The organism is Lewinella sp. LCG006 (assembly GCF_040784935.1).
Lineage (GTDB): Bacteria > Bacteroidota > Bacteroidia > Chitinophagales > Saprospiraceae > Lewinella.
Genome location: NZ_CP160680.1, coordinates 2,457,099 through 2,477,301, shown reverse-complemented (window position 1 = coordinate 2,477,301; position 20,203 = coordinate 2,457,099). Strand labels below are relative to the sequence as shown.

Genomic DNA, 20,203 nt, shown 5'->3' with positions numbered 1-20,203 from the left:
TTCAGGAACCTCCTTGGGATAATCACAAACAATTATATTAGCTAATTAATATAATCAAAAAAAGTGTCAAAAGCATTAGCTCATGGGGGAACAAACGGTAACATTAGCACAAGACGAGAAGAGCATGCACAGTTTTGTCCGGCACTTACTGAAAGATGTAAGAGCGCTGGAATATATGCTACAAAATGAATGGTTTGAAAGTGATACCATCCGGATTGGTGCCGAGCAGGAGATGTGCCTGGTGGACAAGGATGACTTCACCCCCTCCATCATCGGCCCGGAGGTTTTAGAGAAGCTCAGTCAATACCCTTGGGCCGATGGGGAATTGGCACGATTCAATCTGGAAACTAACCTCACGCCGCGTGTTTTTACAGGCAAATGCCTCAGTGAAATGGAAGCGGAAAATATGGTTCACCAAAAAACCATCCGCAAGCAAGCTCGTCTGATGGGGGCAGAAGTAGTGCTCACGGGCATTTTGCCCACTTTGCGCAAGTTTGACCTCTCCATGGACAACCTTACGCCGCGGCCACGGTATTTCGCCCTGATGGAAGCGATTAACCGACAATTGATTGGCTCTGCCTATGAACTGCGCCTTTCGGGGATTGATGAATTGCTAGTCAAGCATGATTCTCCTTTACTGGAAGCCTGCAACACCAGTTTCCAGGTCCACTTGCAAGTGACGCCTGATTCTTTTGTGCAGATGTACAACATCGCGCAAACACTGGCCGCGCCGATCTTGGCCATTGCCGCCAATTCGCCCATTGTTTTTGGTAAACGGCTGTGGCACGAATCGCGGATTGCGCTGTTCCAACAAGCGCTCGATGTGCGCACTACCCACGACCACCTGCGGGAGCGGAGCCCGCGCGTAAGCTTTGGATCGGGCTGGCTGGACAAATCCATTATGGAAATCTATAAGGAAGACATTGCCCGCTTCCGCGTACTTTTAGAGACGGATATTACGGAAGATAGTATTGATCAAATTCGCAACAAGCAAGTGCCCAAACTGAAAGCCTTGCAAGTACATAATTCTACGGTTTACCGCTGGAATCGTCCCTGCTACGGCATCAGCGAAAACGGGAAACCTCACCTCCGGATCGAAAACCGTGTACTCCCTTCCGGGCCCACCGTTGTCGATGAAGTAGCCAATGCTGCTTTCTGGTTGGGGGCAATGACCGGCATGGCTGCGCGCTATGGGGACATCAGAGAGCAGATCTCCTGGGAGGATGTTCGCGACAATTTCGGCAAAGCCGCCAAATTCGGTATCGACACCAATTTCACCTGGTTTGGTGATAAAAAAATCGGCGCTTGTGAATTGATCCTCAAAGAACTACTGCCCATCGCAAGGGAGGGCTTGAAACTGCGCAAAATCGACGAAAAAGACATCGACAAGTACCTGGGCGTCATCGAAGGTCGGGCTAAGGCCCACATGAACGGTGCCCGCTGGCAATTGCGAGCCTTTAGTAAACTCAAAAAAGAAGTCAACCGCGACGAAGCACTCGCTATTCTAACCGCCTGCATGCTCAAACAACAAGATGCAGGAAAACCTGTACATACCTGGGAAATGCCACAACAAAGTGACTTGAAAGAGTACGGCCCCGCTACCCTTACCGTAGAGGAGTTTATGGAAACGGATTTATTTACCGTTCACGAAGATGATCTCATCGAAATGGTAGCCCACCTGATGGATTGGCGTAAAATTCGCCACATGCCCGTCGAAAATACCAAAGGCGACCTCATTGGTCTCATTACCGGCCGGATGATGCTGCGCTATTTTGCCAATGGAAAAACCGTCAATGGTACCCCCGTGACGGCCGTCAGAGACATCATGATCAAGACGCCGCTAACCATCGACCCTAAGGCCAACATTGTGGTCGCCATGAAAATGATGCGTGAAAAAAAGATTGGTTGTTTGCCCGTGGTTCAGAAAAACGAACTGATCGGGATCATCACCGAAATGGATTTTGTGCGTATTTCCAGCCGTCTTCTAGAGCGACTGGCCGATCGCAAGGAAGAGGCCGATAATTTGAAGGCTGAGATGAAAAAAGCAAAAAGAAAAGGGAAGGAATAGGCCTTCTCAAAATAACGAGGGCCTTCTGCTTGCGCGGAAGGCCCTACCATTTTCACATTCGAGAGTCAAAAATAAAAAAGTCTTTAACGTATGCTGATGCGTCTTGTTCCAATACGGCTGTTTTGTGCGCCGACCAATTGAACGAGGTACATGCCCTTGGGCAAATCACCAACATAGTATTTATCTTCGGTTCGGTAAGTAAACGCTTTGATTTCGCGCCCTGCCAAATTGAACACGGCTATGCGTTCAACGGCTTGGTTGGTACTTACCTGAATATAATCTACTGCCGGATTTGGAAACACCTGCAACTCCACCACGGCTGGCGTGCTTCCGAAAGTACGGAAACTCGTCTGCCCTATGGCAAAACTACTTAGTAAACAAAAAGAAAAAAGGAGTATAAGGTGCTTCATTTATGCTGGGGTTTGACTTGGGATTATGAAACGTTACGATATATAATCCTCAAAGTACCATAAAATGTTCAGCAATACAAAGTATTTTGTCAGTACTTAAAGAAATTTTAACACATTCAACACAATAATTCCCAAAACGTTTTTGTCGGTTACTCGCACGTTGATACCGATAATCCTCCTATCGTTACCGCTTATTCCCTTTTTGTCAGCTATTTGCTTTCAAATGCAGGTCAAAAAATGAATATTGAAAAATATTTCAAACACCCCTTTTCACTAAACCCTACGCTCACATGATGCGCTCAATTTCACTCCTTGCTTGCCTTGCTTTTTCTTTCTTGAATGCCCAAAATGACTTTAGCTTTGTTACCCAGGAGAAATGGGCCAACTATGCAGCTATGGACGTACAAGGAGATGCCATTGCCCTTGCTGGCTTCCAAGGCCAATGTGATGCACCTTATGTCACCTACCTCGACAAAAATACTGGTCAAGAATTGTGGAGCAGCAGCGAAGCAGCTATGTACTACGGCACCTACACCGATGTAAAATTTGCCCCCGACGGCTCCTTTTGGGCAGTAGGTTGGCGACGTCAAGCCGATGATTTTCCTGTTAATCAATCAGCGATTATCACTCATTTCAGTGCCAGCGGCGAGGTTCTTTTTCACCGCGAAGATCTAGAGGAGCAAGCCTACGAAGGAACAATCATATCAGTTCACCCCCTCGAAAATGGCCAGGTCTTCTGGAATACGAGCCTGACCGTCCAGCGCCTCAACAACAATGGCAGCACTGACCTTTCGTGGGCCTTCAACGGCCTCAAAACTGGTCACATGGCCGTGATCTCTGCTGAATCTTTTGTGGTAAATACAGATTTGTCGATCATGTACCAACCAGCTGCTGGCGAGCTGCAAGAAATATTCAGCTTAGGCAATCTCTACCTCACAGACCTTGAGGTTAGTGATGAAGGTATCTATTGGACAGGCGACAACATGTTGTTCTTTTACGACTTTATTACAGAAGAAGTTACTGAATGGCCGCTCCCGCCCAACTTCACGAACACTGCGCGAATCAATATTACCGAAAGTGGGGTGCAGATTTACAGTACCCTCATTTCTCCACACGCTATTGCTACCCTGCTGCCCGACCAATCAGAAGTAGTCATCACCCAGATCTGGGAAACACCCGATCGAACCTTGTTTCAACTCATTGAAGAAAACGGCACTTTTTACCAACTAGGGAATGATCTTTTTGAATCGCAATTAAGTTACGCTCATCTATCACATGGCTATGTCCGAAAAAGTACTGGTCTACCACCAATTACAGGCCCTGACATTGGCATAACGGGTATCAACATGATGATCGATAGTTTTATTCTTTATATTTCAGACGTCTCTTATCAAGTCAACGCAGACTGGTCAGGAGAAATACAGGTTACTAATTATGGTGATACACCTGTGGATCATTTTGTTATTGGCGGCCCTATCCAAGGCAATTTCAATTGTGCCGAAGGCCGTTTTTTTTCAGAAGAGGACATCACGGTACCAGCCAACTCCAACATCACCGTTCCCTTCACCTATCGTAGTTATCATTGGGTAAATCTCGATGAAGAAGGCGACTTCACCTTCAACCTGGAGCTCTGCCTATACACCGCCGCCCCTAACAGCGAACTCGACGAAGACACCAGCAACGATCATTTTTGCGAAACTTTCGTAGTCGTAGATACGGAAGAGCAACTTCCGATAGCCTATGAACTTCAGGTCTTCCCCAACCCCACCAACGACCAGCTTACGCTTTCCTTATCCGGCGCACAAATGCAGTCGTTGGCTGTTTACGACCAAACGGGGCGCGTGATGCTTCAGCAAAAACTCTCCTTTAGTGAGCGAGAAGAGTTAGCTTTGGGTACCTTACCAGCAGGTATTTATTGGCTAAAAGTGATTACGAACAACGGTGTCATTACTCAGAAAATCAGCAAGCTCTAAGCCTCAACTAAAAATTCCTTAATCATGTGGAAAACTTTACTCTTTTGCTGCGCTTGCCTCGCAACATCCCTTTCCTTGTCTTCTCAACCCATTGTCTATAATGACGCCACCTCACTGATTACCGGCAACTGGGTGGGCAATGGCACCTTGACAGAAACGGGGCAGAATGCACCCTACGAAGGCGTAAATCACTACCAGTTCACCTACAGCTTCACCGGCTACTGGGCGGGGCTGGGCCTCAATCTGGCAAATTGGGGCACCAACGGCTACGACTTCTCCGCCTATTCTCACCTACGGATCGCTTACCGTGGCCTGACGGGCGACCATCGGCTTACCCTGACACTCCGTAGCGACAACAATGTCAACGGAAACAGCCTCAGCATTGGCAACAGCAGCAGTACTTACGAGCTTGTTGATATTCCGCTGTTTGCCCTCGCAGCGGGCACCAGCCTTGATCTGAGTAATATCACCGAACTAAATCTGAGCATCGCCAGTGACCTCGCCAACGGCAGCGGCACCCTCTATTTCGATGATATCCAGTTGGTAAACACCAGCACGGGCACCACCACCTCCGCCGCTACCTGGCAACGGGCCAACGCTATGCACCGGGGCGTCAACTACAGCAATTGGCTGGAAGCTTACTGGCTCATTCCCTTCAATGCTTATCCCGAAACCAATAAATTCAACGCCACCAATACCGCCGACTTCCGCAATCTGGGCATCGATGCCATCCGCTTACCCGTCACTTTCGAGCACCTCGCAGCCAGCAGCCCGCCTTATGCACTTGATCTTGGCAACCCCGCCTTCGGCCTTATCGACGATGCCATTGAGTGGGCCGCCAACAACAACATGAAGCTCATCATTGACATGCACCACGGCACCACCGATTTGACGGACGCCAACTACCTCACTCAACTGCCTCGCCTCGAAGCCATCTGGGCCCAAATTATCGACCTCTACGGCGACCTGGACCCCGATCGCTACCTCTTCGAGGTGTACAACGAACCCCACCTCATCAGCAACGAAAATTTTCGCACCGTTGCGCAAGCCCTCGTCGATGTGCTGCGCGCGGCGGGGTCTACCCATTCGGTCATCGTGGGAGCCAGCGGCTACAACAGTGCGTCTAATCTTTTAAGTTTCACGCCTTTGGATGATCCCGACATCATTTACACTTTTCACCTCTACGAGCCCTACTTCTTTACGCACCAGCAAATGTCGTGGACGAGCACGCCCTATTTGCCCGCCCGCGCTTTTCCACTCAACAATGAAGTGGCCGACATCACCGCCCTGGTCAATGCCGTCGGCGAATGGTCGGCTTTTTATGATGCCCCCGTGGTGGTTGGAGAATTTGGCGTTACCAGCGAAGCCGCCGCCAGCGATCGCTGCAACTGGATCGAGCTCATGGCCCAGCTTTTTGATAGCAATGGCCTGCCCTGGTTCTACTGGGGCGCAATTGACATTAGCGATGGCTTTGGGTTTTTCGACAATGGCGTCGTCAGTGTTGCCAACATGGAACCCTGCTTCGGCACCGCCCTCGGCTTGCCCGCCACCGTTCTGGCCATCGAAGAACTCAGTGCCCTTTCCCTTTCTTGTGAAACAAGCTATACCCTGGTAGCGTGGTACCTCAAAACCGATGAACCCGGCCATATAACTGTGGAAGGACTGCGCGAAGAAAAAGGTGAGTGGGCACCCATTGGTGGAATCGAGATGCAGCCCTCCCGTGAGCAGTATGCCTTTCGCGCACCTCTCGACTACTTCGCTTACCGACTAAAGATCAAGGAGTTGGACGAAAGCACGCATTATTCAACCATCAGCATCAATCCTTGTGCACCCGCAGGCCAATGGACCCTCTTTCCCAACCCCGTACAGCAAGCCCTATTCCTGCAAAGCCCCTTCACCACCAGCGCCGATCTGGTACTTTACAATAACCTCGGTCAAGTAGTGCATCAGCAAGCAGACTGTTCGTTTCAGAAAAACAGCACCTTCTCTACCACCATCCCGCCTCAACAAGCAGGCATCTATTTTTTGGAAATCCGTGACCACCAACAAGTGCTCCACCGCGCAAAGGTGTTGATTGAATAGCAACGTTGTTCTGCTAGATGGCAGAGAGTTGCCTACCCCGATTCTACAACCCGTACGGAGCTGCATTTTCAGGGCAGCCGAGTTTGGTAAAGGAAACCACCCCTTACTTCTTCCCCCCTCTGCGCAAATCGCCCTGGTGCTTGGCCGACAAATACGTCTCGGCGTACTCCAGGTTGTCTTCTTCGTGTTCGTTGAAAATGGCTTTTACCTCAGCATAAAAAACATTTGTAGGAATCTCCATCGCAAAGTAGCGGTCGTTGAGTTCCTCTATCGTGCAGCCTAGTTTTTCAAAAGCCTCCATCATATCCTCCGGGTCATATTCCTCGTTGATGATTGCTACCACGGCTACTGAATTGCCCGAGCTCTTGGTGGTTTGGCGATACAACAGGCCAGATTCTTCTTTGTCGTAGGTGGCGTGAAACTCATCATCGGTGGCAATGGAAGCTCCGTAAAAAGGAATGTTCTTGAGCTGATAAATCCCCTTTTCTTCATTGACTACTTCCGCCAACAATACTTCAATGATCTCTTCCTCCAGGATGGGGCTATCGTATTTGAACAATACTTCTACCTGTTTTTTTTCGACGCTCATTGTTTTGTTTTTAATAGTAACCTCTCTTTTATTTTTTTAGCCGCGGGGGCGCGGAGAAACGGAGTTTTTTTTAGCCACGAAGGCACTAAAGCACAAAATAGCACGGAATATTTTTTTGTGCATTTTGGTGTTCCTGCCTGCCCCTGAGGCACGGCCTTGCAGGCAGGTTGGAGCTTTAGTGGCTATTCCCGTTTTCTTACGCAAATATATGAGGCCGAAAGATACCTACTCTTTAGTATAAGTAGGGCGAAACATGATCTGTTCCGCCCTAATGATCTTGTCACTGAATTGTTGAGTATACGCAACCTAATCACTCATCCCGCTACTACTTAAACACAACGAGCGGCGCGAGTGGGCTGCTCTCCGCTACAACAACTCTTTGAAGTAAGTTACGAACTCCTCAATGGTCATCGCGCCTTTGTCGCCTTCGCCCTGGATACGGACAGAAACGGCATTGCCTTCCGCTTCTTTCTCGCCAACGATCAGCATGATCGGAATTTTTTTCAATTCTGTATCACGGATCTTACGACCAATGGTCTCGTTACGGTCATCAATGAAGCCACGGATATCGTGGGTGGCCAGCTTCTGCTGCACCTCCTCGCAATAGTCGTTGAACTTATCGCTGATCGGTAAGATCGCATACTGCTCGGGCGTGAGCCACAGCGGAAATTTACCGGCAGTGTTCTCAATCAGGATACTGATAAAGCGCTCCATTGAACCAAATGGTGCCCGGTGGATCATCACCGGACGGTGGGCTTTGTTATCCGCACCGATGTACTCCAGACCAAAACGCTCCGGTAGGTTGTAATCCACCTGGATCGTCCCCAACTGCCAGGAACGTCCCAGCGCATCCTTGATCATAAAGTCGAGCTTGGGACCGTAGAAGGCCGCTTCTCCCAACTCCGTGGTCGTAGACAGGTTCACTTCCTTGGTGGCATTGATAATGGCACTTTCCGCAGCTTCCCAATTTTCTTTCGAACCGATGTACTTGCTAGGGTTCTCTGGGTCGCGCAAGCTGATCTGGGCGGTGAATTCATCAAAGCCCATCTTCTTCAGTACGGTTTCCGTAAGGTCCAGCACGTTCAGGAATTCTTCCTTCAACTGGTCGGGGGTACAAAAGATGTGGGCATCATCCTGGGTAAAGCCCCGTACACGGCTCAGGCCGTGTAGCTCGCCACTCTGCTCGTAGCGGTAAACGGTGCCAAACTCCGCAATACGCAAAGGCAGATCGCGGTAAGAGTGTGGCCGGTGCGCAAAAATTTCACAGTGGTGCGGACAGTTCATTGGCTTCAGCAAGAACTCCTCATCAATCCGAGGGGTTTTGATCGGCTGGAAGCTGTCTTCCCCGTATTTTTCGTAGTGACCAGAAGTCACGTACAATTCTTTTTTACCAATGTGCGGCGTTGTTACCATCTTGTAGCCGCGCTTTTCCTGTTCTTCGCGCAGGAAGTTCATCAGGCGTTCGCGCAAGGCGTTGCCCTTAGGGAGCCAGATCGGCAAGCCAGCCCCTACCCGGTCACTGAACATGAACAGGTCCAGTTCCTGGCCCAACTTGCGGTGGTCGCGTTTTTTGGCTTCTTCCAGCAACTCCAGGTACTCGGTCAGTTCTTTCTGTTTAGGAAAAGAAACGCCATAGATACGGGTCATCTGCTGGTTTTTCTCGTCGCCGCGCCAGTAAGCTCCAGCTACGTTCATCAGCTTTACCGCCTTGATGGCTCCGGTATTTGGGATGTGTGGCCCACGGCACAAATCGGTGAACCCGCCCTGGGTGTAGAAGGTGATCTGACCATCTTCCAGGCCTTCCAGCAGTTCCAGTTTGTACTGGTCGCCTTTTTCTTTGAAGTGGGCAATGGCATCGGCCTTGCTGACGTCTTTGCGAACGTAGTCGTTCTTTTCGCGGGCCAGCTCCTGCATTTTATTTTCAATGGCAGGCAGGTCGTTGGTACTGATGACGCGGTCGCCAGCATCCACATCGTAGTAAAAGCCCGTGTCGATAGCAGGGCCAATACCTAGTTTGATACCTGGATAAAGGGCCTCCAGTGCTTCGGCCATCAAGTGGGCAGAAGAATGCCAGAAGGTCGCTTTGCCGTCCTTGTCATTCCAGGTAAACAATTGCAAAGTAGCATCGGTGGTGATGGGGCGGTCGGCGTCCCATACTTCTCCGTTTACTTTGGCCGAGAGCACATTACGTGCTAAACCCTCACTAATGGATTTAGCCACGTCCATAGCCGATGAGCCGCTCTCTACTTGGCGCACCGAACCATCTGGTAAAGTAATATTGATCATTGTCAATAGTTATAGCCGCCGATTGCTCAGACGGGTAAGTGTTCTACGACAACACTAGCTCCCGCCCAGCCGTTCCCGGTGGCTTGTGATAGATAGTAGATCTCAGAAGATGGAAATATTTAAGGTAAATAAGCTTCCTATCCACCAATAAAGTTCCCCTCGTCTAAAAACTGGCCGCAAAGTTAGCAAGTGTGGCGGGGTATATGGTAGATTGAAAAGAATAATTTAGCGAAAGCTCGAAGTAAATCCTCATTCGTTAAAATTGTGTCTCCTCTAATAATTACCATCACTTACTGTTTATTTTTCATAAACAAGCTACGTTGACATGAAAAACACTTCTCTGAAAGTAAGTGCGTTCTTCCTCCTTTTCCTGTTTTTTGCGCAATACGCTGCTACCGCTCAAAGTAGATTTTCGCTGGGTATTTCCACGGCCGTGGATTACGTAACAACTGCTGAAGCCCCTAAATACAATAGTCTTGGCTACGGAAATCAATTCCAGTTTCGCTACGGGATAAGGGCGATGGCTAGACTAAACAAGCGACTAAGTATCGGGATCGCGCTAGATGCTTACAACCGTAAAGAAAATTATGACTGTGTCCATTTTCCTGACCCCGAATATCCGCCTCAGAGTGCTTACAATATCATCATCAACAATCCCAATTACGAATGTCAATTTAAAAGTGAAGCCACGATTTCTTTTCTGGAGATCCCTTTACTCGTCCAGTACGACTTGGTACAGAAGGAAAACTTGTCCATTTTTGTAGAAGCTGGCGTGGGTTACCACATGAGCCACAACCGGAAAACGAAGTTAACCGATCTTCAGACCGCTGTGGTCACCGAAGAGCAAGATCGGTCCTTCTTTACTTGGTCCAAATACGCCCCTCGCTTGAGTGTAGGTATTGCCAAAGATTTATCGCCTAAACTCGCTATCGCAGGAACCCTGCTTTACAAAGCAGATGATTATTCCTTCAATTACAGTACTTGGGGTATGGGTATTACTTTGTATTATAAGTTATAAGGCCAAAAGAATAAGTTTCGTTCACTCCGATCACGGCATGCTCTTATAGTTCAGTCTAATTTATCTGTCTCCGTTCGAAACCAAATCTCTAATGGCCTTTTGTCTCCCGCACTATTGGCGAGGTATTTTATCTTAATTCCCCAGTCGCCACTGTCGTCGATATCGGTATAGCTGTAGTAGTTGTGTCTGATCGGTAATTCACCTGCTTTAAGCTGCCTGTGTGTTTCGCCTTGAGTAAGCAGTCTGTTATAATTATCATAAGTACGATAATCACATTTTTCCAGCTCCCCACGCGAATCAAAAGTACATTTTTTGGCCACATTCCCTTTGTCATCATAACCGTACTCTATATAGCTGCCTAAGTTATTGAATTGGTCGTATAACATTTCTAATTCCATTTTTCCATCAGGATAATAATGGTATTCATGCCTTGTATCCGGTTCTATGTTGTAGTTACTGGCTTCCAGCGTTTCCCGCTTTTTTCCAGAATCATCAAAACGATGATGACCCCATTCATAGGGATTATCCGGTTGATTAAACTTAAAAAATTCTTCCTTCTCTACTTGCCCAGAAGCGTTGTGGGTATAAACAACCTCAAAGCCTCTTTCTTTTCCTCTGTTTGTTGTCGTATAACGACTTTTAGTCAATTGCTGCAAAGAATCGTAAATATAGTTTACCGCCAGACTGTGATTAATGGGGGGAATTTCGTTGTACTCATAGATCAGTTTTCCGGAGGTATTAAAATGTTCTATTCTTATACTAACGGTATCACCACGAGTGACGTCATTACCTGTTGAAATAGCTTTGTAGATTTCTATAACCACAATCTTGCTTACTTCAGTGTTTGTAGTTTGCTGAGAATTGGCCGTTTCACATGAAAATATTAAGAATAAAAGACCGTAGAGCGAGAAGTTTTTGAACATTTTTTTAGTCTTAAATGAGCTATGTTTACCGGGATTGACCCCGTTTTATGTTATTGGTAAACAGGATGAATTTCGGAAAATTAAGTCCCAAAATACGAAACTGAAACATTAACCCTATTCTAGGGATGGAGCCTGGTGGATCATCGGGTAAGGTATATGGAGAAGATTTACCTTGAGGGGAGACATTCTTTACAGTAGAGATACCTTTTTCCTTAAATAAAACACCTTAGTATTGGCTACTACTAATACTTTCACTGCAAAGTGAATAGTTGATCAGGAAACCTCTTTCACCAATTATTAAACTTTGTTTTTCGGAAAAAATAGTGGGCACGTAAGCATTAGATTACCCGTAGGTCTGGTAGCAGTAATAATTAATTTTTTAGATTTTATGCTGTGCGCTTTTTTTGCTAACCAAATGAGGGGCTATTGTAGCCAATATTTCCCGGTATATATGCAATTAGCTATCTTTGCGCCACCAAATTAAAACCCTTGCTCCAACCATTTGTTGAAGCAAGTATTAGACTGTCCTAACCAATACCGCAACTGATGCAGCAAGTAGCTCCCTACCAACCGCAACACAAAATTCGCATTGTCACCGCCGCCAGCCTTTTTGATGGCCACGATGCCGCCATTAATATCATGCGCCGCATCATGCAATCCAGCGGTGCCGAGATCATCCACCTGGGGCACAACCGCTCCGTGCAAGACATTGTGGAGACAGCCATTCAGGAAGATGCACAGGCCATTGCGATAACTTCTTACCAAGGTGGGCATACCGAGTTTTTCAAGTACATGCACGACTTGCTGGAAGAACGTGGTGCTGGTCATATCAAGATTGTTGGTGGCGGTGGCGGTACCATTCTTCCTTCCGAGATCGAAGAACTCCACGCCTACGGCATCGACCGTATCTATTCTCCCGACGATGGTCGTACGCTTGGTTTGCAAGGGATGATCAATGATGTATTGAATAAAGCAGACTACCCCCTCGGCGAGCACATCAACGGCGAAATAAAGGAATTTACCTCCCGCAAAGCTACCGCGGTGGCCCGCCTGATTACTGCTGCGGAAAACTACCCTGAAGAAAACACCACCTGGCTCAAGGACTTACAAGAAAAAGCAGCCGCCATCAAAACGCCTGTACTGGGTATTACCGGCACGGGTGGAGCTGGAAAATCCAGCCTGGTGGATGAACTCATCCGCCGTTTCCTACGCGATTTTCCGGAAAAGACCCTAGGCATCATCTCCGTCGACCCATCCAAGCGGCGTACCGGCGGTGCCCTCCTGGGTGACCGTATCCGGATGAACGCCGTGAGCCCCGCCATCGCGGGCGACCGTGTCTACATGCGCTCCCTGGCTACCCGCCAAAGCAATCTGGCACTTTCGGCCCACGTACAGTCAGCCGTTGACATCTTGAAAGTGGCAGGCTACGACCTCGTCATTCTAGAAACCTCCGGTATTGGCCAATCCGATACCGAAATCATCGACCACTCCGATGTTTCCCTTTATGTGATGACGCCCGAATTTGGAGCCGCTACCCAGCTGGAAAAAATTGACATGCTGGACTTTGCTGACATCATTGCCGTAAACAAATTTGACAAAAGAGGTGCACTGGACGCCCTACGTTCCGTCAAAAAACAGTACCAACGCAACCACCAGCTTTGGGATCAGCCCTTGGAAGAGATGCCCGTTTACGGTGCCATTGCCAGCCAGTTTAATGATCCCGGAGTCAATGCCTTGTACCAATCTTTACTCGCCAAGGTTGATGAACGCTGTGGAACCAGCCTGGCCGCTGCCAGCAGCGGGAGTGCGTTGGAAGAAAGTGCGAAAATCTTCATCATTCCGCCCGCCCGCGTTCGTTATCTTTCGGAAATTTCAGAAAGCATCAGGTCTTACAACCAATGGGCGCAAGATCAGGCAGATATTGCGGATCGCCTTTACAGCATCCAGCAAACCATTGACACCCTTCGGGCAGTAGCCAAAGACGATCCGAAGCGCACAGAAGATTTGGAAAACCTACAGGAAGAAATCAAGCGCGACCTCGATGGCCACAACTGGCACCTGCTTGAAGAGTGGGAGTCCAAAGTGCAACGTTACACCGCCGACGAATACATCTACCAGGTACGGGGTCGCGATATCAAAGTACCCACCTTTACCAAAACGCTTTCCAATACCAAAGTTCCTCGGGTAAGCTTACCCAAATACCGCTCATGGGGAGACATCCTACAATGGAGCCTTCAGGAAAACGTGCCCGGTGAGTTTCCCTATGCTGCGGGCGTATTTCCATTTAAGCGGCAAGGCGAAGACCCTACCCGTATGTTTGCTGGTGAAGGTGGCCCCGAACGTACCAACAAGCGCTTCCATTACCTCTCTGCAGGAATGCCCGCCGCGCGCTTGTCTACTGCTTTTGATTCGGTGACTCTTTACGGTGAAGACCCCGATTATCGGCCTGACATTTATGGCAAAGTGGGCAACTCGGGTGTAAGCGTATGCTGCCTTGATGATGCCAAAAAACTCTACTCTGGTTTCGACCTTTGCGATCCGCGCACTTCGGTGTCGATGACCATCAACGGGCCGGCCGCTACCATTTGTGCCTTCTTTATGAATGCAGCCGTAGATCAGCAGTGTGAATTGTACATCAAAGAGCATGGCCTTGAAAAACAAGTCGAAGCCAAGTTCAAAGAACTTTACGATGACAAAGGGCTAGACCGCCCCACCTATTACGGTGATTTACCGGAAGGAAACAACGGCTTGGGCTTGATGCTCCTGGGCCTTACCGGCGACCAGGTACTCGATCCTAAAATCTATGCTGAGTTACGCGCGAAAGCACTCCGCTCGGTACGTGGCACCGTTCAGGCTGATATTCTTAAAGAGGACCAGGCCCAGAACACTTGCATTTTCAGCACCGAGTTTTCACTCAAACTGATGGGCGACGTGCAGGCCTCCTTTATTGAGCATGGCGTGCGCAATTTTTACTCGGTTTCCATCTCCGGTTATCATATCGCAGAAGCAGGAGCCAACCCTATTTCTCAACTGGCCTTCACGCTTTCCAATGGCTTCACTTTCGTGGAATACTACCTCTCACGCGGGATGAATATCGACGATTTTGCGCCGAACCTATCTTTCTTCTTTAGCAATGGGGTGGATGCAGAATACGCGGTTATCGGCCGAGTAGCCCGCCGCATTTGGGCGAAAGCCATGAAGCAGAAATACAATGCTAACGATCGGAGTCAGAAGCTGAAATACCATATTCAGACCAGCGGGCGCAGCCTCCACGCACAGGAAATCGACTTCAACGATATCCGCACGACGCTGCAAGCACTTTACGCTATTTACGATAACTGCAACAGCCTCCACACCAATGCCTACGATGAGGCCATCACTACGCCTACGGAAAACAGTGTGCGCCGGGCGGTGGCCATCCAGATGATCATCAATCATGAGTTGGGGATGGCCAAAAATGAGAATCCGCTCCAAGGCAGTTTCATTATTGAGGAATTGACCGACTTGGTGGAAGAGGCCGTATTGCTGGAGTTTGACCGCATCACCGAACGAGGTGGCGTACTGGGCGCCATGGAAACCATGTACCAACGGAATAAAATCCAGGAAGAAAGTATGCACTACGAAATGTTGAAGCATACCGGTGAATTGCCCATCATTGGTGTCAATACTTTCCTCAGCAAAGAGGGTTCACCCACCATTACCCCTGGCGAAGTCATCCGAGCAACAACAGAAGAGAAGGAGCAACAGATTGCAACCTTGGAGCGCTTGAAGCGTGCTAATCAACAAGAGGGCACCGCAGCCTTGAAACGCCTTCAAGACGCAGCCATTGCCAACGAAAACCTTTTCGACGAGTTGCTGGAAGCTACCAAATACTGCTCCTTGGGGCAAATCACCCACGCCCTTTATCAGGTAGGGGGGCAGTATCGGAGGAATATGTAAGTGCTGTCAATGGAGTTGCTGTAATTTATGTTGTAACCATTCCCTCTCTATAATTGGGACAAGCTCCTGTACCTGGCTTTTGAGTTTTTTCAAGGCTTTCTTTGGCTTAATCAATCGGTATTTAAGCAATTGATTAACCAGGCTTAGAAAATTCAAATACCGCTGTTTATCATCTTTAGTAAGCTTTGAGCGCCTTACTTTTTGGCTCAAGGCAGAAGTTCTGCTTTCCAATAAGTCGTTTTCAGTCTCGTAGTAAATCTTAATCAATAGAATATCTGCTAGAATGCTGTAATTGACATTTTCGTAGTTGCGATAAACAATGTGTTGCTCCGCTTCAGAAAATTTTTTCTCAGCAAACAACACTTCTGCTGTACAAAGGCTATGGGCTTCCAATGGATACCGCGTACCGATAATTTGATTAGGGGGATAACGCTCTAACAAATTTGACGCCCAGTCGATAGCATTCACTTTGATGGCTATATTAATCATCAACTTTAGAGAACCAGGAAGTAAGCAAGCTTGGTTACCCAAGTGAAAATAGCCTTTGTCCAAATGTTTTTGGTAAAGCACAAAAAGCTTATTCAGCAGCTCTTGCCCACTGACCGTGAGTTGATATTTTCGACCAACAAAATAACGGTAGAAGGCCATCAGATTGCGAAACTTTGCTGGCGGTATCTCCTTTTCGTACTTCTCTGCTTTAGCCAGAAAATCTTGTAAATCATTGGTACCAATTGGATTTTGCAACAACTTTATCACCAGATAGTACAATTGTGCAAGTGGCGTTTGAATGTCCTGATAAGCCATAAACTGGTCCATGATCGCCTCACTGAATAACAACGACTCAGCCGTCTGAACTTGCCCCATGTGTTGTTGAAAAAGAAGCCCACTTGCCTTTTCTAATTTCGATATAGTAAAATAACTATCAAGGGCAATATTAGCCTTCACCAAATTGGAATCATCGGTATAGGTATTAAAGGTACTCTGGAAACTAGCCACTTCATCTTCCGTCTGCAGTTGAGCTTTAAAATAGTTTTCGTCTTTTATTTGTTGTTTCTTCAGTTCCTTGCGAATTCTTTTGATCGTCTGCCAAAACCGCTGTTCTAAGTTATTTAATCGATAGAACTTAGCCATCGCTAAAGATTCACTAATTTTTGTCCATTGGCTGGATTGCTCCTCCTGAAGCAAAAACTCCCTTACCAGGCTAAAAAGATCGGAAGCCAGAGAGTCGATAGGGTTTTTATCATTTTCCTCGAAGGGTTTTTCAGGAAAAAAGTATGTGTTTAGTTTTTCCTTATCGTTCAACTCCTCCTCCTGGCCTGCTGGTGTATCTAGAATAAACTCCAGCAGTTGTAACACTTTCCCTCTATTGTACTTCCTATTGTGATAATTAGAACCAACAAACAGGCGCAATTCCTTGCGCTGGGAAAAAGATAAGTGTTCGACGACCTCCAATAATTTCTGATTAGGCATGGACCTTAGTTACTCATTTTTTAATCATCATCCTGATATTATTTTGTTTTACAAAGAGAGCCTTGCTACGGAAAATCGTAAAAAAGTGAACATAGAGAACTAGGCAATTACCGCTAAATTTAACAGCTTTTGAGAGATAACGCGGAAAATTAGATCAAATTCCCTATGAAAATTCGCCACCATTTTTTTCATCTTCTGTTGTTGCTTTTGAGTTCTCCGCTGCTATTTGCGCAAAGCCTATGCATTGCACCTGTCCCATCTTCGGGCACCGTCATTAGTCAGGGCAGTGATTTTGCAATCGTCCACTGGGACAATGTTCCCGGAGCAGCGAGCTACCAGATAAGGACATTCGAAGCCACGACGGGAAACCTCATCAATCAGACAATCACGACCACCAACAATTATGACCAACAGGGGCTTTTCCCTGGCGTAGATTACACGATTGAGATTAGGGCATCCTACTGCCCTGACGGGCCTTATGGTGGTCCTCTTTCATTGTCTGTAAAAACAGATATTGTCATTGTTGACATTATCCTTCAAATGGAATGCAGTAACGAAGGTAATACCTCCAGTTACCCTGTCCTGGCAGGTGATGTACTAGAGCTTGATTTTGATCAGTTTACCATTGGCTGCTATGCCGTAAATATTGAAACCATCATTGGAGAAGAAATTGTCAATATAGACCTGGCTTTGAAACAACTTCCAGGAGGTCAGCTTACGCTGGGCAATCCTTCTTATAATCCTTTGGGATTTCAATTGAATGGGTTAGGACCAGTCATAGGTAGTTTTTATGGTACAGAACAAAACGGAAGAACTCCTCTGTTTTTACTGACTTTAGTAAAGAATAGCCAGCAAAACCTAAAGGTAGAATTTGAATGGTTGCTCGACGCTACAATTACCGTCACCGCGTGCAATGGTTGTGAATTCATTTATGATGGACACGACGAAATTCGAGTGCTCACCGAACAAGTATCCGCTACTGATCTCAAAATAAGCCCCAACCCTGTCAACAGCCTCCTTTTACTCCAAAGACCACAGGAAGGCCTCCTGCAAATATGGGATATCTCTGGTCGAAATTGGCTCAACCTTGCCCCTAATGGTGATCAACACCAACTGGAAATAGACGTTAGCCATTGGCCTGCGGGAATCTATATCATGCAGTGGCATCAACCTGATTTGCCCCCCTATTTTAAATATTTTTTAAAGCTATAAAGGACGCGCTATTACAGAACGCACTGAATTTTTCAGTGCGTTTTTTTACGGAAAACACGATTGTTATGAAGTTTTGGTTCTCCATAAAAGCCCGGAGATTTAAGCATCTTTTCATGCTTTTTCAAAGTCACGATCAGTATGATCTGAACTTGAAAATTACCAAAACCGATTACATTATGAAAAATTCTTTTATCAAAACGAGTGCTCCTCGTATGCTGGCCATTTTCCTATTCATCCTCACCAGCTGGAATGCGAATGCTCAAATGAGCCAAACTTGTTCCTGTGAATTGGTCTACAACCCTATCGTCACCTTTCAAAGTCCTTTTGACCAATGCTGCTATGCTTTTGTATTCAATACCGTTACTGTTGTACCTCCCGATGGACAGTTTCCAGGACTTAACGAATGCCTTGTTTCCCAATCCGATATTGTAAATTGGAATATCTCCGGGCCTGGCATAAATATGGGTACCTCAACAGGCCCTAACGAAGCACTGAGACAATGTTTTACAGACGGCGTCTATACCATCTGTGCCCGTAGGCAAGTCGTCGTTACCAACCCGGCTACAGGGCTACCTGAAGCCTGTGAAATTTCTGACTGCACCACCCTGACCATCACTGATTGTGGCGAGGAAGAGTGTGTATGTATCCCCGAAGATCTAGGTATCAACATCGGCAACATTAACGTCAACGGCTGTAGTGTATACGTTAGTGGCTCCAGTGAACCCCAAGATGGCTGCTGGACACTCCAGGAGATTGAATACAACTGGGGAGATTCTCAGGTATCTACGGGAGTTGATACATGGGTATCTGCTCGCCATACTTACGATTGTAATGGCTTGTACCAGGTGACTATCACTGGAATTTACACCAACGATGCTGGCGAAATTTGTGAAAGTTCCGACACAGAATGGGTATCAATAACAGGTTGTAAAGAATGCTTGCAAGGTAGTGTTCCTTCCTCTGATCAAATTGACCAGGGTCTTTTCGGGCAATCTATTGGCCTTTCTCCCAATCCGGTGACCGAAGTACTGCTTATTACTCACAATTTAGCCCCAGACCAGCAAGCTAATATTAAGATTACTAATTCAGCAGGGCAGTTACTTAAGGAGTACAACCAAAGTGTAGCCAATCCTACTTTGCAATTTAGTATGGCTGATCTGCCTGCAGGTATGTATCATCTGCTCTTAACTTCCGAGCAGGGTGAACGTTTCACCAAATCGTTTATCAAGCACTAAGCTTAAATATCAAAGACAGTGTGGTTGCATAAAGTGTGCAACCACGCTGTTTTATCAAGCCCGAAAAATATGCCTAATACTGTACGGCCGTTTCCCCTGCGACTCGTAATACGTTCGTACCTGAATTTCTACCACAATACCGATGGTGATGAATTGAATGCCTCCCAGAATAAGCAGCATTCCGAGGATCATCAGGGGTTTCCCCCAAATATCCTGGCCCATAACTTTGAGCCCCAAGAGGTAGAGGTTGATCAAAACACCGACCAGGAACATGATGATTCCGGAGTTGCCAAACAGGTGCATGGGGCGGGCCAGGTAGCGCTTAAAGAAAAGCATCAACAGGAGGTCGCTGACGACCTTGAAGGTACGCCCTAAACCATATTTACTCTGCCCAAACTGACGTGCGTGATGCTTGACGGGAATTTGCTGAATGCGCGATGTTTCCAGACTGACCAGCACGGGAATAAAGCGGTGCAACTCTCCGTATAAACCCAAATCCTTGGCCACTTCTCCGCGCATAACCCTAATCGCACAACCATAATCACGTAAATGGACGCCCGAAGAAGTACGGATAATGTAATTAGCAATCCAGCTGGGAATTTTCCGTAGAAACATCCCATCTTGACGATTAGCTCGTTCGCCAGCTACCATATCCAATTCGTCTGCCTCTGCCAAAGCCAACATTTTGGGCAAGTCATCGGGATCGTTTTGCAGATCACCATCCATGGTGGCAATAAATTCTCCTTGTGCGACATCAATACCTGCCATCAGGGCTGCACTTTGGCCATAGTTGCGCCGAAATTCAACGATCACCAGGCGTTTGTACAATTCCTGGCGCAAAGTCTTCAACGTACGATCCGTTGATCCATCATCAACGTAGATCAATTCATACTCAATGTCTTTTAGTGCCGTCTTGATTTTCTGGATCAAAGGCACTACATTTTCTTCTTCGTTGAAGACCGTAACTATTACCGATAACTTTATTGACATAAGGCAGA

At 47.2% G+C, this 20,203-nt stretch carries 13 protein-coding genes; 7 read left to right on the top strand and 6 right to left on the bottom strand.

Going from position 1 to position 20,203, the window contains the following annotated elements; translation table 11 throughout:
- Positions 1 to 82 precede the first annotated feature (82 nt).
- Positions 83 to 2,068 (top strand): CBS domain-containing protein, encoded by a 1,986-nt coding sequence (locus tag AB0L18_RS08560; RefSeq protein ID WP_367392173.1) that lies wholly within the window; start codon positions 83 to 85, stop codon positions 2,066 to 2,068.
- 83 nt (positions 2,069 to 2,151) lie between these two features.
- On the opposite strand, the gene AB0L18_RS08555 is transcribed toward AB0L18_RS08560, so the two are convergent.
- A complete protein-coding gene (locus AB0L18_RS08555; RefSeq protein ID WP_367392172.1) occupies positions 2,152 to 2,478 on the bottom strand; it encodes a T9SS type A sorting domain-containing protein in 327 nt (108 codons plus the stop codon).
- A gap of 290 nt (positions 2,479 to 2,768) precedes the next feature.
- Between AB0L18_RS08555 and AB0L18_RS08550 the strand changes: the two genes are divergently transcribed.
- Positions 2,769 to 4,451: a T9SS type A sorting domain-containing protein gene (locus AB0L18_RS08550; RefSeq protein ID WP_367392171.1), complete on the top strand. Its 1,683-nt coding sequence runs from the start codon at positions 2,769 to 2,771 to the stop codon at positions 4,449 to 4,451.
- A 24-nt stretch (positions 4,452 to 4,475) separates the two neighbouring features.
- Positions 4,476 to 6,533, top strand: a complete 2,058-nt coding sequence (locus tag AB0L18_RS08545) for a cellulase family glycosylhydrolase (protein ID WP_367392170.1) — start codon at positions 4,476 to 4,478, stop codon at positions 6,531 to 6,533.
- 103 nt (positions 6,534 to 6,636) lie between these two features.
- On the opposite strand, the gene AB0L18_RS08540 is transcribed toward AB0L18_RS08545, so the two are convergent.
- Both AB0L18_RS08540 and thrS read right to left on the bottom strand, forming a co-directional pair.
- Positions 6,637 to 7,122 (bottom strand): DUF4265 domain-containing protein, encoded by a 486-nt coding sequence (locus AB0L18_RS08540; protein ID WP_367392169.1) that lies wholly within the window; start codon positions 7,120 to 7,122, stop codon positions 6,637 to 6,639.
- A 366-nt stretch (positions 7,123 to 7,488) separates the two neighbouring features.
- Positions 7,489 to 9,408 (bottom strand): threonine--tRNA ligase, encoded by a 1,920-nt coding sequence (thrS, locus tag AB0L18_RS08535; RefSeq protein ID WP_367392168.1) that lies wholly within the window; start codon positions 9,406 to 9,408, stop codon positions 7,489 to 7,491.
- A 325-nt stretch (positions 9,409 to 9,733) separates the two neighbouring features.
- On the opposite strand from thrS, the gene AB0L18_RS08530 reads away from it, so the two are divergent.
- On the top strand, positions 9,734 to 10,426 hold the full coding sequence (locus AB0L18_RS08530; RefSeq protein WP_367392167.1) for an outer membrane beta-barrel protein: 693 nt from the start codon (positions 9,734 to 9,736) through the stop codon (positions 10,424 to 10,426).
- Positions 10,427 to 10,476: 50 nt separating this feature from the next.
- On the opposite strand, the gene AB0L18_RS08525 is transcribed toward AB0L18_RS08530, so the two are convergent.
- On the bottom strand, positions 10,477 to 11,349 hold the full coding sequence (locus tag AB0L18_RS08525) for a hypothetical protein (protein ID WP_367392166.1): 873 nt from the start codon (positions 11,347 to 11,349) through the stop codon (positions 10,477 to 10,479).
- A 546-nt stretch (positions 11,350 to 11,895) separates the two neighbouring features.
- Here AB0L18_RS08525 and AB0L18_RS08520 point away from each other — a divergent pair.
- Entirely contained in the window at positions 11,896 to 15,288 is a 3,393-nt protein-coding gene (locus tag AB0L18_RS08520) for a methylmalonyl-CoA mutase family protein (RefSeq protein ID WP_367392165.1), read from the top strand.
- A 6-nt stretch (positions 15,289 to 15,294) separates the two neighbouring features.
- On the opposite strand, the gene AB0L18_RS08515 is transcribed toward AB0L18_RS08520, so the two are convergent.
- The gene (locus AB0L18_RS08515) at positions 15,295 to 16,758 is read right to left on the bottom strand and encodes a hypothetical protein (protein WP_367392164.1); all 1,464 of its coding nucleotides are present in this window, start codon (positions 16,756 to 16,758) and stop codon (positions 15,295 to 15,297) included.
- Between the two features lie 165 nt (positions 16,759 to 16,923).
- Here AB0L18_RS08515 and AB0L18_RS08510 point away from each other — a divergent pair, with 165 nt between their 5' ends.
- Together AB0L18_RS08510 and AB0L18_RS08505 are read left to right on the top strand one after the other, a co-directional pair.
- A complete protein-coding gene (locus tag AB0L18_RS08510) occupies positions 16,924 to 17,970 on the top strand; it encodes a hypothetical protein (RefSeq protein ID WP_367392163.1) in 1,047 nt (348 codons plus the stop codon).
- A 176-nt stretch (positions 17,971 to 18,146) separates the two neighbouring features.
- Entirely contained in the window at positions 18,147 to 19,205 is a 1,059-nt protein-coding gene (locus AB0L18_RS08505; protein ID WP_367392162.1) for a T9SS type A sorting domain-containing protein, read from the top strand.
- A 54-nt stretch (positions 19,206 to 19,259) separates the two neighbouring features.
- Here AB0L18_RS08505 and AB0L18_RS08500 read toward each other — a convergent pair whose 3' ends face one another.
- On the bottom strand, positions 19,260 to 20,195 hold the full coding sequence (locus AB0L18_RS08500; protein WP_367392161.1) for a glycosyltransferase family 2 protein: 936 nt from the start codon (positions 20,193 to 20,195) through the stop codon (positions 19,260 to 19,262).
- Positions 20,196 to 20,203: the final 8 nt, after the last annotated feature.

Excerpts from the sequence above, each read along its gene's own strand:
- AB0L18_RS08520 (WP_367392165.1), top strand. The coding sequence starts at position 11,896 with ATGCAGCAAGTAGCTCCCTACCAACCGCAACACAAAATTCGCATTGTC.
- AB0L18_RS08510 (WP_367392163.1), top strand. The coding sequence starts at position 16,924 with ATGAAAATTCGCCACCATTTTTTTCATCTTCTGTTGTTGCTTTTGAGT.
- thrS (WP_367392168.1), bottom strand. The coding sequence starts at position 9,408 with ATGATCAATATTACTTTACCAGATGGTTCGGTGCGCCAAGTAGAGAGC.
- AB0L18_RS08560 (WP_367392173.1), top strand. The coding sequence starts at position 83 with ATGGGGGAACAAACGGTAACATTAGCACAAGACGAGAAGAGCATGCAC.
- AB0L18_RS08540 (WP_367392169.1), bottom strand. The coding sequence starts at position 7,122 with ATGAGCGTCGAAAAAAAACAGGTAGAAGTATTGTTCAAATACGATAGC.
- AB0L18_RS08530 (WP_367392167.1), top strand. The coding sequence starts at position 9,734 with ATGAAAAACACTTCTCTGAAAGTAAGTGCGTTCTTCCTCCTTTTCCTG.
- AB0L18_RS08505 (WP_367392162.1), top strand. The coding sequence starts at position 18,147 with ATGAAAAATTCTTTTATCAAAACGAGTGCTCCTCGTATGCTGGCCATT.
- AB0L18_RS08515 (WP_367392164.1), bottom strand. The coding sequence starts at position 16,758 with ATGCCTAATCAGAAATTATTGGAGGTCGTCGAACACTTATCTTTTTCC.
- AB0L18_RS08545 (WP_367392170.1), top strand. The coding sequence starts at position 4,476 with ATGTGGAAAACTTTACTCTTTTGCTGCGCTTGCCTCGCAACATCCCTT.
- AB0L18_RS08555 (WP_367392172.1), bottom strand. The coding sequence starts at position 2,478 with ATGAAGCACCTTATACTCCTTTTTTCTTTTTGTTTACTAAGTAGTTTT.
- AB0L18_RS08500 (WP_367392161.1), bottom strand. The coding sequence starts at position 20,195 with ATGTCAATAAAGTTATCGGTAATAGTTACGGTCTTCAACGAAGAAGAA.
- AB0L18_RS08550 (WP_367392171.1), top strand. The coding sequence starts at position 2,769 with ATGATGCGCTCAATTTCACTCCTTGCTTGCCTTGCTTTTTCTTTCTTG.
- AB0L18_RS08525 (WP_367392166.1), bottom strand. The coding sequence starts at position 11,349 with ATGTTCAAAAACTTCTCGCTCTACGGTCTTTTATTCTTAATATTTTCA.